General features: G+C 59.7%; 10 protein-coding genes. 4 read left to right on the top strand and 6 right to left on the bottom strand.

The features are described from left to right. The first annotated feature begins 54 nt into the window (after positions 1 to 54). On the top strand, positions 55 to 1,317 hold the full coding sequence (locus OU694_RS14715; RefSeq protein WP_308911769.1) for a spinster family MFS transporter: 1,263 nt from the start codon (positions 55 to 57) through the stop codon (positions 1,315 to 1,317). Between the two features lie 6 nt (positions 1,318 to 1,323). Here the strand turns inward: OU694_RS14715 and OU694_RS14710 are convergent, their stop codons facing one another. Further along, the gene (locus tag OU694_RS14710; RefSeq protein ID WP_308911768.1) at positions 1,324 to 1,938 is read right to left on the bottom strand and encodes a TetR/AcrR family transcriptional regulator; all 615 of its coding nucleotides are present in this window, start codon (positions 1,936 to 1,938) and stop codon (positions 1,324 to 1,326) included. A gap of 189 nt (positions 1,939 to 2,127) precedes the next feature. Between OU694_RS14710 and OU694_RS14705 the strand changes: the two genes are divergently transcribed. Next, the gene (locus OU694_RS14705; protein ID WP_373460416.1) at positions 2,128 to 4,644 is read left to right on the top strand and encodes a TonB-dependent receptor; all 2,517 of its coding nucleotides are present in this window, start codon (positions 2,128 to 2,130) and stop codon (positions 4,642 to 4,644) included. Positions 4,645 to 4,734: 90 nt separating this feature from the next. On the opposite strand, the gene asnB is transcribed toward OU694_RS14705, so the two are convergent. The 4 genes from asnB to OU694_RS14685 all read right to left on the bottom strand — a co-directional run bounded on the left by asnB (position 4,735) and on the right by OU694_RS14685 (position 9,852). Next, a complete protein-coding gene (gene asnB, locus OU694_RS14700; protein WP_308911766.1) occupies positions 4,735 to 6,765 on the bottom strand; it encodes an asparagine synthase (glutamine-hydrolyzing) in 2,031 nt (676 codons plus the stop codon). Positions 6,766 to 6,816: 51 nt separating this feature from the next. After that, positions 6,817 to 7,908 carry an aspartate/ornithine carbamoyltransferase family protein gene (locus OU694_RS14695; protein ID WP_308911765.1) on the bottom strand — a complete coding sequence of 364 codons (1,092 nt, stop codon included), beginning with the start codon at positions 7,906 to 7,908 and terminating at the stop codon, positions 6,817 to 6,819. A 109-nt stretch (positions 7,909 to 8,017) separates the two neighbouring features. Next, positions 8,018 to 9,460: a sodium:solute symporter family protein gene (locus OU694_RS14690; protein WP_308911764.1), complete on the bottom strand. Its 1,443-nt coding sequence runs from the start codon at positions 9,458 to 9,460 to the stop codon at positions 8,018 to 8,020. Further along, on the bottom strand, positions 9,457 to 9,852 hold the full coding sequence (locus OU694_RS14685; protein ID WP_308911763.1) for a hypothetical protein: 396 nt from the start codon (positions 9,850 to 9,852) through the stop codon (positions 9,457 to 9,459). The genes OU694_RS14690 and OU694_RS14685 overlap by 4 nt, the downstream gene beginning before the upstream one ends. A gap of 217 nt (positions 9,853 to 10,069) precedes the next feature. On the opposite strand from OU694_RS14685, the gene OU694_RS14680 reads away from it, so the two are divergent. Together OU694_RS14680 and OU694_RS14675 are read left to right on the top strand one after the other, a co-directional pair. Continuing rightward, entirely contained in the window at positions 10,070 to 11,314 is a 1,245-nt protein-coding gene (locus tag OU694_RS14680; RefSeq protein WP_308911762.1) for a Zn-dependent hydrolase, read from the top strand. Between the two features lie 43 nt (positions 11,315 to 11,357). Further along, entirely contained in the window at positions 11,358 to 11,837 is a 480-nt protein-coding gene (locus OU694_RS14675; RefSeq protein ID WP_308911761.1) for a MarR family winged helix-turn-helix transcriptional regulator, read from the top strand. Between the two features lie 86 nt (positions 11,838 to 11,923). Here the strand turns inward: OU694_RS14675 and OU694_RS14670 are convergent, their stop codons facing one another. Then, positions 11,924 to 16,468, bottom strand: a complete 4,545-nt coding sequence (locus OU694_RS14670) for a M10 family metallopeptidase C-terminal domain-containing protein (protein WP_308911760.1) — start codon at positions 16,466 to 16,468, stop codon at positions 11,924 to 11,926. Positions 16,469 to 16,476 lie beyond the last annotated feature (8 nt).

The following is a 16,476-nucleotide window of genomic DNA, read 5'->3' as shown; positions in this document are numbered from 1 at the left end:
CGGGAACCCGGATAGCCGGGAGTGGAAACGCGACGACACGCGAGGGAGATCTATATGGTTCAGGAAAAAGCCCGGAGCCCGCATCTGGTGCTGGCGATGCTGCTCCTTGTTTATATTTTCAATTTCCTGGACCGGCAGATCCTCGGCATCCTCGCCCAGCCCATCAAAACCGATCTCGGCCTCACGGATACCGAACTTGGCGCACTCGGCGGCATTGCCTTCGCGCTCCTTTATTCCGTGCTGGGTGTGCCCTTCGCCGTGATTGCCGATAAAACGAGCCGCAGCGGCGTGATCGCCATTTCGCTCGCGGTCTGGAGCGGCTTCACCGCGCTTTGCGGCATTGCAACCGGCTTCTGGCAGCTTTTCCTGTTCCGCCTTGGCGTCGGCATCGGCGAGGCTGGCGGCGTTGCGCCTTCCTATGCGCTGATTGCTGACTATTTCCCGCCGCACCAGCGGGCGCGGGCATTGTCGATCTATTCGCTCGGCATTCCTCTGGGGCTCGCGGGCGGTGCCTTCTTTGGCGGGTGGATCGCCGAAACAGTGGAATGGCGGGTCGCCTTCATCGTCGTCGGCATCGCCGGGGTGCTGATCGCACCTGTCTTTAAATATCTGGTGAAGGACTTGCCCCGGCCGGCACCTGCGGCCGCTGCCGCGCGCGTGCCGGTTTCCACCGTGTTCAAGATCGTCGCCAAGAAGCCGAGCTTCTGGCTGCTGGCCTTTGCCGCATCGTGCAGTTCGCTTGTCGGCTATGGCCTCGCCTTCTGGGTACCGTCGGTGATGATCCGCTCCTTCGGTTTCAGCCTTCTTGAGGCCTCGCAATATATGGGGTCGCTGCTGCTCGTGGGTGGTACGGCCGGTGTGTTTGCAGGTGGCTGGCTTGCCGACAAACTGGGCGGCAAGGACCGCGGCGTTTATGCCCGCCTGCCGGCCATCGCGTGGCTCATCTGCGCGCCGCTTTTCGCGACCGCACTTCTTTCGGATTCGCCCCTCGTCGCCTGGTTCCTGCTGGTGATCCCGAACGGGCTCAACCTTCTGTGGCTTGGCCCCGTGACCACGGCGATCCAGCATCTGGTGCCACAGGCGATGCGCGCCACTGCCTCGGCAAGCTTCCTGTTCATCAACAATCTGATCGGCCTCGGCCTCGGGTCGCTGGTGATGGGCAAGATGTCGGACATGATGACGGTGCGTTTCGGCAATGATGCGCTGCGCTACAGCGTCGTGGCTGCAACCACCTTCTATCTCCTCGCCGCCATCCTGATCCTCTTTGCGGTCAAGACCCTGCGCAAGGACTGGGAAGACGAGCCGCAGCAGGCCTGACGCAGGTTATCCGGCAGCGGCCCGGGCAGCTGCCGGATTGGCTTCGAGCCCACCAAGCATCATGGTGACGATGGTGCCTTCAAGGCTTTCGACCGTCAGCCCCTCGACCGCCGGAATCCATTTCGCGAGCCAGATGACCATGCCGATAATCAGCTGCGCGGCGATCCGCGTGTCGCAAGGCACGATGGAACCGTCCCTGATGCCATCCTTCAGGATATGTTCAAGCATGCCTTTCAACCGGTCGGCCCATTGGGTGATCTTCCGGCGCTGCTCGTCGCCAAGATAGGAATAGTCCCCGAAATAGAGCTGCGGGCCGTTTTCGAACTGGTCTTCGAGGACGCGCCTGATCAGACAGCGCATGCGGGCCGCGCCCGTTCCTTCGGCGTCTTCCGCATGCTTCAGAAGTTTCTCGAACCGCTCGAACGACCGGCAGTGACAGGCATAGGCCAGCGCCACCTTGTTCGGGTAATAATAGTAAAGCGTGGCATCGCGCAGATTAAGCGACGCTGCAATTTCCGACATGGTCGCCCGTGCGAAACCCTTGGCGTTGATCACGCCAGTGGCCGCATGAACGATTGAGTCGCGCTTGCCGTCAGACTTCCGGCTTCGCGAAACGGCCATGGGCATTCCCCTCCCCGACAGCCCTCCCCGGCCGTCAATTGCCCTCTCTCGACGCCGACTTTCCCTGATTTCACGGGTGATTGGCAAGCCAAAGTGTGGGGCAAACGAAAATTCTTCTAGTCAACATTAGAATTTAAGGCTCTAATCAGGGCATCGCGTCGTGGGGACGACGCAAGGGAGGAATTCATGATCAGGAACCAGTATTTCGGGGCCTCCATGCTCGCGCTTGCCGCCAGCATGCCGGCTTTCGCTCAAGACACTGCCGGTCAGGCCGGCGATAATTTTGCCATCGACGAAATCGTCGTAACCGCCCAGAAGCGCGAACAGACCCTTCAGGATGTTCCGATTTCGGTGGCCGTGACCAGCCAGGCGACGATCGAAAAAGCGCAAGTGCGCGACATGATCGACCTGCAGACGGTCGTACCCTCGCTGAGCGTTTCGCAGCTCAATGCCACGGGCCAGACCAACTTCAGCATTCGCGGCTTCGGCAACGGTAACGGCAACGACGGTATCGAAGCATCGGTCGGCGTCTTCATCGACGGCGTTTACCGGTCGCGCACCTCGTCCGCCCTTGATGACCTGCCGGAAATCGAGCGCGTCGAAGTGCTGCGCGGCCCGCAGTCGACCCTTTTCGGCAAGAACGTGTCGGCCGGCGCCATCAGCATCGTAACCGCCAAGCCGCAGTTTGAATTCGGCGGCAAAGCCGAAGTCAGCGTCGGCAACCTTGACCAGCGCCTCGTCAAGGCCTCGATCACCGGCCCGCTCAGCGACACCGTGGCTGTCCGCGTTTCGGGCAACGTCAACAAGCGCGATGGCTATTTCGACAACGTGACCACCGGCACGGATGTTAACAACCGTGACCGCTGGTCGGTTCGCGGCGACCTTCTGTGGAACCCGAACGAAGATTTCACCCTGCGTGTCATCGGCGACTATAACAAGATGACCGAACGCTGCTGCGGCGTGGTGACGATCCTGAACGGCCCCGCCACCCAGTTCATCGGTGCACCCGCACCCTTCGGGCTCGGCAAGCCGATTGGCGACCCGGACGCGATTTTCGACCGCGACGTGATCTTCAACGCCGATCCGGCCAACCGTCTCAGCGGCAAGGGCATCTCGGCCCAGGCTGACTGGCAGTTTGACGGCATGGCGCTGACCTCGATCACCGCCTGGCGGAACCAGAAGAACGCCTCGAACCAGGATATCGACTTCACCGGCGCCTCGATTTCCGAGAACGCCACCCAGAACGATATCAAGACCTTCACCCAGGAACTGCGCCTGACCTCCACGGGCGACGGCCCGCTGACCTGGCTGCTTGGTGCCTTCTATCAGGATGAGAAGATCAACACCGGCCGCGACATCACCTATGGCTCGGACATCCGTGCCTTCGCTGATGGCCTCTCGGGTCAGGTTCCGGCAACGCTGCTCGGCGCCCTGCCGCCGCCGCTTGCGGCTGCGCTCAATGGTCGTTCGAACATCTTCGCACTCGAATTCCTGCAAAGCCTCGTGAATCCGGGTGTTGTGCCGGGTGCGACATACTTCCAGGAAGGCGACGGCATCCACGATTTCTACGACATGGACCAGCGTTCCTATTCGCTGTTCGGCCAGTTCGATTATGAAATCACCGAGCGCCTGACCTTCACCGGCGGCCTTGCCTACCTCAACGACCGCAAGGAAGTCGTGTCGGATGTGGTGCTGAACGACCCGTTCTCGTCGGTCAACCTGCAAGCCGTGCCTGAATTCCCGTTCCTCGGCCTGCCGGGTAACATCTATGGCGGACTTGGCGCGCTGCAGTTCTTCTATGGCAACACGCAGAACCACGCGCCCGTCAACTTCCCGAACTCGGATGAAGACGGCATCCTCAAGGGCGACAAGGTCACCTATGCGGCCCGCGTTTCCTACGACATCGGCGATGTGAACACCTACGTCAGCTACGCCAAGGGCTGGAAAGCCGGCGCCTACAACCTGTCGTCCGACAGCCGTCCGGCCGATGCGAACGGCGTTGGCCGCTCGGCTGGCCCAGAAGATGTGACTGTGATCGAAATCGGCGCGAAAGCCCGGTTCGAACGCGGCTTCATCAACGTTGCCCTCTTCGACCAGCAGATCAAGGGCTTCCAGTCGAACGCCTTCACCGGCCTCGGCTACAGCCTTGTGAACGCCGGCAAGCAGTCGACGAAGGGTGTCGAGGTTGATGCCTCGTACTTCCCGGTTGACTGGATCGCTCTGACGGGTGCTGTCACCTACCTTGATCCTACCTACGACAGCTTCCCCGGTGCCGCCTGCGTATCCTACGACACCGTCCGCTGTCCGGTTGACCCGGCGACCGGTCGCCGTCCGAACTTCCGTGACCTGACCGGCGACACGCCGGCCGGTATCCCGGAATGGACCTTCTCGACTTCGGCCACCATCACCCGTCCGATCACGGACACGATGGAAGGCTTCATGCGCGTCGAATACTATTATGTCAGCGACACGCACCTGACCGAGACGACCCCGCCGGAAGTTGCCACCTACGGCACCAACCAGATCAACGCCAGCATCGGCGTGACCAACGAGGAACTTGGCCTCGAGGTCATGTTGTGGGCGCGTAACCTGACGAATGACGAAGCGCTGATTTCGTCCTTCCCGACGGTTGCCCAGGATGGCAGCTACAGCGGCTATCCGAATGCACCGCGCACCTGGGGCGTGAATGTGAAGAAAACCTTCTAAGCGGTTTCAGCCTCCGCTGGAGAAGAACCGGCCGCCCTGAGACACTCAGGGCGGCCGGTTTGCATTTCAGGGGATGATCCAGAAGAGAGATCAGGCCACGGCGGGTTCCTTGACGATCCAGCCGAGCGAGCGGGCACGTTCCGCGGCCAGCGCCGGTATGTCGGTCGCGATCAGCTTCTTGTAGAGGATCTGGACGCCCATCATGTGATTGAGCATGGCATCAAGCTGCACAAGCCGCGCCCGGCTTGTGTCTTCGGATTGGGCCTCATTGAGGAGGCGGCGCACGCCAGCCGCGTCCAGAAGGCCGCTATCGAGGATCGCCTGATCATTCAGGTGATCCTGCGCGAGTTCCATCATCGCGGACCACTTGTCCTTGTTGGTGGTGGCGGGCGGCGCCATGAAGGCGAACTTCTCGCGCTCATAGAGCGTTTTCGGCAAGAGGCCCTTCATCGCTTCCTTCAGCACATATTTCTCGCGCCGGTCCTTGATCCGGTGGAGCGGCGGAATGCGCGTTGCGGCCTCGGCCAGATGATGATCGAGGAAGGCGGGGCGCGCCTCCATCGAGTTCGCCATGTCGACCCGGTCGCCACCCCAGGTGAGGATCTGGCCTTCAAGCATCGTCTTCGACCAGACATATTGCGCCCGGTCGAGCGGGTGACGGCCATCGAGCTTGGCGCGGTCCAGCCGTTCGGCAATCGCGAGGCCGGGCTTATAGTCGGCAAGAAGGCCGACCCGGTCGCGGTTGAGCACGCCCCGCGCCGTCTCCTCGCAGGCGAGCCACGGCTGCAGGCAAGAAGGCGTGAAGCCGATCCTGTCAGTAAGGAACGGATCATCGAGCGCATCATCCGCCAGCATCGCGCCCTTGAAGAGCTTGTTGCTCTCCCCGAGCATGGCCTGCCAGCGCTGGCGCTCGGCTTCCGGCAGGTCGTCGAGCCCATGCAGGAACAGATCACGCCGGAACGAGGGGTAGCCCGCAAACAGCTCGTCCGAGCCCTCGCCGGTGACCACCACCTTGTAGCCGGCGTTGCGCACGTGGCGGCTCATCAGGAACTTGGCGACGGCGAGCGTGTTATAGACCGTGCGCTCGGTGTGCCAGATCGTTTCCTCAAAATGGCCGTAAAGCGCGCTGCCATCCAGCCGCAGGATATCGTGATCGGCACCCGTGGCCGCCGCCATTTCCTTGGCAATCGGCGTTTCATCGTAAGCTGCGTCCATGAAGCCGATGGTGAAGGCCTTCACCGGCTGCTGGCGCATCGCGGCGGATAGCCCGAGGATCGAACAACTGTCGACCCCGCCCGACAGATAGCAACCGACCGGCACATCGGCCTCAAGCCGCAGGCGAACCGCTTCGGTCAGCCCCTCGCGGACGGTTTCGATGCTTTCCTCTTCGCTTTTCAGGCCCTGATGGAAGCTCGCGTCGGGGAATTCAAAATCCCAGTAGGGCCGGTCGACAATCTCGTACCCCAGCCCCTGCCGGCGGAAGGTCACCACATGGCCCGGCTTCACCTGCGTAATGCCTTCATAGGCCGTGGTGCCCGGCACCATCACCTGCATCAGCTGGTGCAGGAGGCCTTCATTATTGAACATGCGCGGCACCGCCGGGTGCGCCATCACCACCTTGATCTCAGACCCGAAGACAACGCCCTCGTCACTTGCATGATAATAAAGCGGTTTGATACCGAACCGGTCGCGCACCAGATGCAATGCATCTTCCTTGGCGTCATAAAGCGCGAAGGCAAATTCGCCGCGAAGGCGGCGCAAGGTTTCATCAAGCCCGAAGCGCGGGAACAGGTGCAGGATGATCTCGCTGTCCGATTTGGTGCGGAAGCGGGCACCCCGGCTCGTCAGGTCGGTACGAATGCGCTGATAATCGTAAAACTCGCCATTATGGGCAAGGAGAAGCGATCCGTCGGCACTCTTGAAAGGCTGCCGGCCCCGGTTCTGGTTCAGGTCAATGATCGAAAGCCGGGCATGGGAAAAGCCCACACCCTTGCCATTCATCGTTTCAACACCGAAACCATCAGGGCCGCGGTGATACTGGATCGCTGCCATATTGGCAAGCAACTGGGGATCGACAGGTTTTTCAGGCTCTCGGTGGAAAATACCGGCAATGCCGCACATGGGAGACCTTTCTTGTTGTTATTCCGTGTGATTCAGGGGTTGGACAGGCGCTCAGACAATGTCCATGACCATTTCGGTGCGCTGCACCATGCATGTGAGCAGCGCCATGCGGATGAACACGGCGCCGCGCGCCTGCGCGAAGTACCAATTGTGGGCCGTGTTATCGAGCGAGGTGCAAAGCTCCGGCCCGCGCGCCAGTGGATGCAGCACAATCGCGCTGGACTTGAGCGGCGAATTGGCATCAAGCCTCAATTCCTCGCCCATCACCTCGAAGCTGTCCTTCACCCACGCGATGGCATTGATATAAACGACATCAAGGGTCGGAAGGATCTCGTTGAGATCCGTCGTTTCGCTGATTTTCAGCCCGTCCCGCATCAGGTTTTCGCGCTGTTCAGGCGCAAAAAGCGGGTCCAGCTTGCCGTCGTGGATCACGACCACTTCCTCGATCGCATCGGAGAAGCGGCTGAGGAGCGTCAGCAGGCTGCGGACCGTGCGCATCCGGTCCGGCACACCGATGATACCGATGCGGATCGGGTTTTCCGGCTTGTCAGCCAAGAGGTCCGGACGCCATTTCATGATGGCATAAAGATCGGCCAGCGCCTGTGTCGGATGCTCGTCGCAGCCATTGCCCGCATTGATAATCGGGATGCGCAGCGAGTTCATCATTTCCATCACGGATTCAGCCCGGCTGTCACGCAGGACAACGCAGTCGCCGTAATTGTTGAACATCTCGGCCACATCGGAAAGGCTTTCACCCTTGGCGATGCCGGTCGTCGAGCGGTCGGTGATCGACATGATGTCACCGCCAAGCCTGTGCCACGCGCTTTCAAACGAAAGCCGTGTGCGCGTAGAGGGCTCGTAGAAAGCGCTGATCAGCAGCTTGCCCGCCAGTGGTTTCAGGGGCGTGCCGTAGCGTTCCGGGTTGGCCTCGTATTTCGCGGCGAGGCGGAACAGCTGCATCAGGAGCGGGCGTTCGAACTGCGCAGCAGACGCGATATGGCTGTGCGCCAGTGCACGCAGATAATCATGCTCCTCATGGATCGCCCGCAGCAGGTCGCGCGGGTGGGCATCACCATATACGTCCGGCCGCGTCGGCTCGAACGAGGCGGCACCTTCGAAGATTGCTGCTTCTGCCCTTACCATAGCTTGTTCTCCTTCACGTCGCGCCAGACAAGGGTGACAAGCACCGCGGGCGCAATTGCCGTCATCACAAGGGCAGGCATCACGAGGGATGCGAGGGTCGAAGCGGAAATCATGACATGTCTCCTGTGGAGCTTTGGCGGGCAGCCGTCAGGTTTGCCCAGTCGAAGGAAGGCCGCTGGAGGAAGGCAAGTGCCATCACGGCCATCGAAATGCCGGCGGACACAAGCGCCGCGACATAGAAACCAATGGTGAAATAGGCGGCAAGGCCACCGGCGGACCCGAGCACCATGGCAGCAGTGGCATGCACGCCGTTGCCGCGCTTGTAGAGAAGGCCGACAGCGATCGGCCAGATCGTGCTCGCCACAAAGGCACCTGTGAAATGCAGGAGCGACCCGAGTGTCGCCAGCCGCATCAGGCTGAGCGCCCATGTCATCGCCCCAAGCCCGAGGATGATCCAGACCGCTGCTGTCCTGAGTTCCCTGTCAGAAGCGGCCGGACGGATATGGCCCTTGTAGATATCCTTGACGATCAGGTCACTGGTGGCCGCAAGAACGCTATCGAGGCTCGAGGCAAGCGCTGCGAACACCACAACAAACACAAGGATACCGCCGAACAGGCCGAACAGTTTGCCGGCGACAAGCGGCGCCACCATGTCGGGCGACGGCACATTGATGCCAAGCGCCGGAGCCGCAAGGGCGATGAGCCCGGCCACAATCGGGATCGGCAGCCAGAAGACACCGGCAGTGAGGTAAGCCCGGAAGCCCACGCCCGGCGCAAACGCAAAGGCGCGCGACCACCAGACGTTCGAATGGAAAATCTCCCCCACCCCGAAGAACAGGTTATTGAACAGGAACATGATCGATGCCGGCAGCAGCATGTTCAGAAGCTCCGGCCGCTCTTCGGAAAGGGTGGCGTGGATCGTATCGAACCCGACCTTGTCGACCACCAGCACACCAAGGGCGACGACGCCCACAAGGATCAGGATTGTCTGGATGAAGTCGGTGCCGATCACCGCCTTCAGGCCGCCGAACACGGTATAAAGCGTGCAGATCGCCACGATCACCGTCATCCCGTAAGCATAGGGAATGCCGGACAGCGCGTTGATCAAGAGCCCGCCCGCCATGCCAAGACTGATCAGCCAGCCAAGGCTGTAGAAGAAGGAAATCGCCAGAAACACGCGCCATGCGGTACGGCCATAACGCAAGCGGATGAAATCGCCGCTCGTATAGCCTTGCGGCATCAGCGTGCGGATGCGCCGGGCGAGCGGCGCGAACAACAGCAGTCCGACAGCGCCGAGCGAATAGCCGACCATGCCCCATATCCCGAGCTGATAGGTCAACTGCGGCGCGGTCATGGTGGTGTTCGATGTCACCCACGTGGCCATCGCGGTTGCGACGGCAAAGCCCATCCCGACCTTGCGGCCGGCGAGCATGTAATCTTCAAGCGAATTGTTGTTCCGCCCGAGCCACCAGCCGATCAGCACCCATAGCACCGAAAAGGCACCGATGATGATCCAGGCGTCGTGGGCGGGGAGCACCGCATTGGCATTCATGAGGGCTCTCCTTCGTCGCCTTCATGCCGCCGCGCACCGACAACAAGCAGCACAATGAGCACAGCCAGCATCACGGCACCTGCCCCGAAGAAGCCGAAGGCCCGCGAAAGCGGGTGGTGGGCCACCGTCAGGTCAAATTCCGGCCCCGGCGCACCACCATCGGCACTGAGCCGGAAACGGTAGGAGCCATCCACGAGGCCGCTCAGGGTCGTCGCCCGGTCACCGCCTTCATAGATAGTGTGCCATTCATCCCCTTCATATTCTTCGAGAAGGAAGGAGTTACCATCGACCGCCGCCCACGCGAGAGTCGCATAGCCAGCGCTCCTGCCGTCATCCGCCAGCGTCAACGTCTGACCAAAGGCCAGCGGCGCCGATGCCGTGAAAACGGTCATTAGCATAAGAATTCTAAACAACATTGGACTTTGAAAGCTCGCTTTCCATTTCCCTGCTATCAGGCGAAAACAGCGCCATAAGTCCTCCCCATGGCGCTGCGTGCGAGCCAGCATCATACACAAATATACTTCGTTTTCAAAATATTTGTTCTGGAAATAGGCCGCCTGCTCCGGCAGAGTCCGGCACGAGGGGCCTGAACAGAAAGGACGGACAGCCATGCCAGCCGTTTCAATCGACCGCATCGAAAATGACCTGATGACCCTTGCAAAGATCGGCTTCAACGAACAGGACCGGGGGGTATACCGTCAGGGCTTCTCGGATGCCGACATGGAAGCCCGTCGCTGGCTGATGACGCGCATGGAAGATGCCGGCATGATCGCCCGGCTGGACGGCGCCGGCAACGTGGTCGGTCGCATCGGCCCCGAGGATGCGCCCGCCGTGATGATTGGCTCGCACCTCGATTCCGTGCCCGCCGGCGGCATCTTCGATGGCACGCTCGGCGTCATCGCCGGACTCGAATGCATCCGTGTGGTGCAGGAAGAAGGCATCCCCCTCAATTGCGCCATCGAGCTTGTCGCAACAAGCGAGGAAGAAGGTCGCTTCGGCGGCATGCTCGGCGCGCAGGCCCTGGCCGGCTGCGTCACGCTCGACTGGCTGGAATCGGCGAAGGATTCGAAAGGCAACAGCCTCAAGGACGCCATGGCCGCCCAGGGCCTCGATCACCGCGCCGCCCTTCATGCGCGACGTGACCCCGAAAGCCTGAAAGCCTATCTCGAGCTTCATGTCGAACAGGGGCCGGTGCTGGAAGCTGAAGGCAAAACGATCGGCGTCGTCGAGGGGATATCGGGCGTGTTCAAATGGATGGTCCGGCTGATTGGCAAGGCGGACCATGCAGGTACGGCCCCCATGAAACTCCGCAGCGACGCCTTCCAGGGCCTTGCCGACTTCGCGCACGAGATCAACCGCATCATCGAAGAGGACGGCACCGACAAGTCGCGCATTACCATCGGCTATGTGCAGCTCAAACCCGGTTTTGCACACACGGTGCCGGGTGAGGTGGATTTCACCATCGTCGGCCGGGACCTCGACCCCGAGGTGATGAAGGCGCTCGCCGCCGCCTGCCGCCGCGTCCTTTCCGCCATCGCACGCCGCCACCGGCTGATGTTTGAATATGAACAGATGAGCTGGCTGGAGCCGCAAGCCTGCACCCCCGCCATCGTCGACCTTATCGACAGGAAGACCAAGGCCCGTGGGTACAGCCACATCAAGATGCCCTCAGGCGCCGGACATGATGTGCAGTTCCTCGCCCGTGTCACCGATGCCGGACTCATCTTTGTGCCGAGTGTCGGTGGGGTCAGCCATGCCCCCGACGAATGGACCCATTGGGGCGATGTGGAAAAAGGCGCCAATGTCCTGCTTGATTGCCTGATCGATCTCATTGCCGATGACAAGGCAACGTGACGCCGCCATTGCCTCCGGCCCGCCCTTTCGGCTAGATGGGGCAATGAGCGATTATGACGACATCCTGATCTCAATCCGCCGCATCATGCGCGCGGTGGACCTGCAATCGAAGCAGCTGATGAAAGCCACGGGCCTTACCGCGCCGCAGCTTGTCGTGATGCAGGCCATCCGCAAGATCGGCAAGGCAGCGCCGTCCAATGTCGCCCGTGAAGTGGCGCTCAGCCAGCCGACGGTGACGACAATCCTCGAACGTCTGGAAAAGGGCGACCTCATCCGCCGCGAACGCAGCGAGGATGACCGCCGCGTTGTCTATGCCTGCCTAACTGCCGAAGGCCAGAAACGGCTGGAAGAAGCGCCGGAGCTTTTACAAGCCGGCTTCCTGCGCCGCTACCGCCGCCTTGACGAATGGGAACGCACCATGCTCGTCAGCGCCCTGCAGCGCATCGCCGCCATGATGGACGCCGAAGACCTCGACGCCTCGCCTATCCTTGATACCGGCGAGATCATCGAGAAACAGGACTGAAGAAGGCGCCCGGAAGTACCGCCGGGGTGTGTTCGGGCACGCTCTGCGCGTGGTCACGATGCTTCAAAGGCAAGGCAAAGCAGGCCTTACGTTTCAAGCGTGACCAGACCGATTTTGGTCAGATCGCCTCCCTCGATAAAGAGGCGATCACCACCTGCGAGGTCGATACGAATCCCGTCGCCCGTAGCATGGCTGGCAGCCTCAAGGGTCGCTGTGGTTATAATGCCGAAAGCAGCGAGATCCAGACTATCGACACCGAATTCAAAATCTTTAATGGTGTCCGCGCCAGACCCCTTCACGAAGCCAAAGTAATCGATTCCAGCCCCGCCGGTCAGCTGGTCGTCTCCCGGGCCGCCCCACAGTGTGTCATTGCCAGCCCCGCCAATGAGGGTATCGTCCCCCGCCCCATTGAAGAGCACATCGTGCCCGTCATTGCCATCCAGATGGTCGTTGCCGTCGCCTCCATAGACTTTGTCGTCTCCGGCACCAGCAGTTATCCTGTCGCCCCCCAGACCGCCGCCAAGTGTGTCTGCTCCGTCCGAGCCATAAAGTGTATCGCGACCACCCCCTGCCCAAAGAATGTCGGGTGCAGCATCGTTGCCCCCCTCGATAGCGCCCCAGATCTTGTCATCGCCCGCACCGCCATAAACAACATCCGCACCGGCGCCGCCCTGCAACCGGTCATCACCTGCACCGCCGCCTAACGTATCATTGCCCGCTCCCCCGAAAATCACGTCTTGGCCGCGGTCATCCGCACCTGCCCAGACGGTGTCGTTTCCCGGCCCGGCCGAAACACGGTCCTTGCCTGCGCCACCTACAATCTGATCGTTGCCCTCCCCCCCATTGAGAAGGTCGTCACCCGCCAGCCCGTACAACTGGTCATCCCCAGCATTTCCCTCAAGGGAGTTTGCCCCGCGAGTGCCCGACAGCCTGTCAGAAAAACGGGAACCAATCAGGCTGTTGACGAACAAAAGATAGTCCCCTGCAGCATCGCCGCCTGCTGCAGCCCCAGTGGAGAGATTGATGGAAACCCCGGCAGGTGAGGTCGAATAACTGGCGGTGTCTTTACCGCCCAACCCAGCCCCATGCACACTATTCTGTCCACCGATAATCTGATCAGCGCCAGCCCCGCCCTCTATGAAGTCATCACCGCCACCGCCGTAAATGGTATCGTTGCCAGCCCCGCCGTAATAATATTGTATCGCACCCTGAGAACCGGCCAGCAGGTCATCGCCGCCGTTTCCATTGAGTACAAATGTGCCAATTTGCTCAAGGGCGATAAATTGATCCGCACCGTTCCCGCCACGGAAGGTTCGAATGTTCAGCCCCAGATTGCTGTTGAACTCCACGTCCAGATCATATTGATAGCCGAGATAGGACGGGCTGCCGCGCAGATCGGGCGGGATATAGGCATCGGGCTGGTCAAATAACCGGAACATGAAGTATCCGGCGTTCGACTGCTGATAGTCGTGCCACCCGTGCTTGTCATAGACCACATCTCGCGTAAAAGGTTGATCCACTTTAAACGGGTCAGGATTATAAGGCGCGCCCCTGACGTCGATATCTTCGTTTGCGGCGCTCGCATATCCGAACCCTTCATGCTCAAACAGGCTGATACTCGGGCTCTCGGTGCTGAAAAGATAGTACTTGCCCTCAGACCGTCCCAAATAAGCCGTGCCTTCGGCGAACCCTCCCTGCCCATCCGATACGATGTAACTAAAGGCACCATAGCCATTGCCACCAGGCGCGAAGGTGAACTCTACGGCATTTCCGAGAACCTTTGCCGATCCTGCTTTTTCGCCCGAAACCGACAAAATCGACAGGGATGCCCCATCGGGATCGCCATCATTCTTTAACAACTCACTGAACGGAATCGAAACCGCCCCCCCTTTGTGGTTCGGGAAGTAATCGTCACGCGTGTAAGGCGTTTCGTTGCCGCTCAGGAAAGGGTTGGCGGAAAGATAGGGCGTTTCAGCATCCGCACTATACCGCTGTTGTGAGGTCTCGATTTCCCAGCTCAGGACATGAGAGCCATCGGCCGACATGATCGCACCATTGCCAATCGAAACCCTTTCCCCGGTGGCGAGATCAATCAGCGTCCCGCCCCATACATCCTCGAACGCCGGGGTTTGGACATAGGTCAGGAAGCTGCCGTCACCGGACAGGATCGGCATGGCCCCCACGGGATTGTTTCGCTCAACACCTGAAGAAACGAGGGCGAAGTCACCTGACGCAACATCATACAGATAGATATCATCGACATTGTTGACATCTGAAGGGTCAATCTTTGTGGCAGTCTGAATAGCAATTGTTGCGCCATCGTCGCTGATCGACACATTTTTATATGCGAAGCCGAATCTCGCCGTTGCAAGGCTCTGTCCGTCAAATTGCAGCGGTTCTATCGTTTGACTACCGAGGTCGACCAGATAGATGTCCGCCTGACCATTTTTGTCCCCGCCAGCCAAGTCCCTGGCAACCTCAATCACAGCAAATCGGTGATCCGGCGTGACCGCCAGCAATTCCTGGACGTCTCCCTGGTCAACCACTCCTTGCAGAAGGTACGACTTGGCGCCGGTTTCGACATTGATCGCCGTCCCCCTGTTGTTGATCAGATGTACACCATCGGGTGAAAAGCGAAGAGTGTCGCTACTCGATTGAATGCGATAATCAAGCTCCTTGTACGTACCTGCCTGCGTATCGAAAACGATCACGTTTTCAGATTTGTACTCAAAAGCCGCGCTGTAATACAGGGCGACATAAGCACCGTCTTGCGACATGACGGCCCAATTGTAGAAGCTGGAATGCTGGCCGGTTTCCTGCGGTGTTGGCAAGAGGATCTCTGTCCCGGCAATTGTATCGACAAGGACAAAGCCGTTGCCAAGAAGGTCGGCTTTGAGCTTCATGAGGACATACTGCCCCCCGTTTGATACCGCGACGGATTCAAGGCTGCCCTCTGGAAACACGGGCACAAAGGACGAAAAATCGCGATAGTCCCCATCCGGAAGGGAGACGCTCGCCTTGCCATCCGACAGATATACAGTCGCGGTTGTACTGGACGTTTGCCCGCTCGCGGCCTTGAACGTGTAGGTCAAGTCCAGCTTGTCAAGTTGTAGACCAGGCAAGCTGACGACGATGTCATCACCGTCGATCATTGCTGCAACACCGCTTGTCGCCGAACCGACGCCAGTGATCTTGCCACCTGATGTGCCTGGCAGCACGTCGTTCTTCAGGAAATCCGCGATTGGAATACGCAGCGTTTCCGACGAATGATAGATGAAATGATCGTGAGCCGCTTTGGATGCTGACCCACCCTGACTGCCCTGATCCGTTAACGCTTGCTCGAACGTTTTGGCACCTCCGTTGCCAAACTGGATCTTTTCGTTATCGCCGTGAATCAGATCCTGGTCGCCATAGGCTTTGTGGGTAACGAGATAATCATTGTGTATCTGCTGGATCAGATAGTCGGCAGCGCTCCCCTTGTAATAAACTGTGTCGACGCCAGCCCCGCCCTTGAGCGTATCGTCGCCCCAATTGCCATACAGAAAATTGCCGGAATCATTGCCAATGATGAAATCGTGAGCGATGCTGCCGTAGGCATTCTCAATAACGGCACCATGGGCGATCGCAAGGCTCGGACCGGCGTTGTAATCTGGAGCGTGCACAAACGACCACTGCCCCTGCGCATCAGCCGCATAGCTGCCCGTGATAAATTCGCCGAGCGAATAGCTCACACCGCCTTCCCGCAAGTCGATTACAACGGACGCGGGATTGGTCGTGAAGTCAATCGTGTCATTCCCGCCCCCATCCCATATGGCAAAAATGCCTGGAGAGTCGTCAAAATCGGGAATGAACCCATGGAGCCTGCCATTGAAGGACTGCAGCGAATAGATGTCGTCGCCGGTTCGGGTCTCGTGGTTCGCACCATATAGCTCCTGGGCTACCAGGATATCCAGCGTGAGAGGCGTTGCAGCGTCAGCCAAGCCATCGCCGGAAAACATCCTCGAGGTACTAACCGGCGTGATCAAGTCATTAGGAAAATGATCAAGGCCAAGCAAGGCATGGCCTAATTCGTGAATTATTGTATTCCACCCATATTGCCCGGGCTGCATCGAGCTCAACGTATCCGAATGAAGCCAGATATCTCCCGCCTCGGGTGAGGTTCCTGGATAATTGGCATAAGCCCCTATCGAGTCAGGCAGTGCGCGGGAGGCCGAGAAACGGATGATTGCATCTGCAACCTCATCTCCCCTGAGCTCGACGAAAGTGATATTCGCAACATCAGAATACAGCTTGAGGATCGCGCGCACCACTTCCTGTTCGCTATAGTCCAGCGCAACAAACCCCGCGAACAGGGCCTCCGCCCCCACCCAGCCTCCACCGGGCCGCGCGTCGCCATCATATGCCTCCGATGACTGGGGGAAGGAGAAAGTGATCGTCAGGGGCTGCCCCGGCGTACCCCAAACAGCGTTTGTCGAAAACGCGTCAATATACAAAAAGTCGGGGTCTGAATGCTGCGGTCGCGTGGAGACGATTGCCATGAAACACCCATAACCTGTTGTTAAAGCCGAAGCAGAATAGCCCAAAATGTCATCCGGAAGTTTTACAAAGCAACCTGGAATATGCAATATCATTGCACCTT

This window comes from Pseudokordiimonas caeni, from assembly GCF_026719705.1.
GTDB classification, from domain to species: Bacteria; Pseudomonadota; Alphaproteobacteria; order Sphingomonadales; family Kordiimonadaceae; genus Gimibacter; species Gimibacter caeni.
This window is presented reverse-complemented; position numbering and strand designations above follow the sequence as displayed.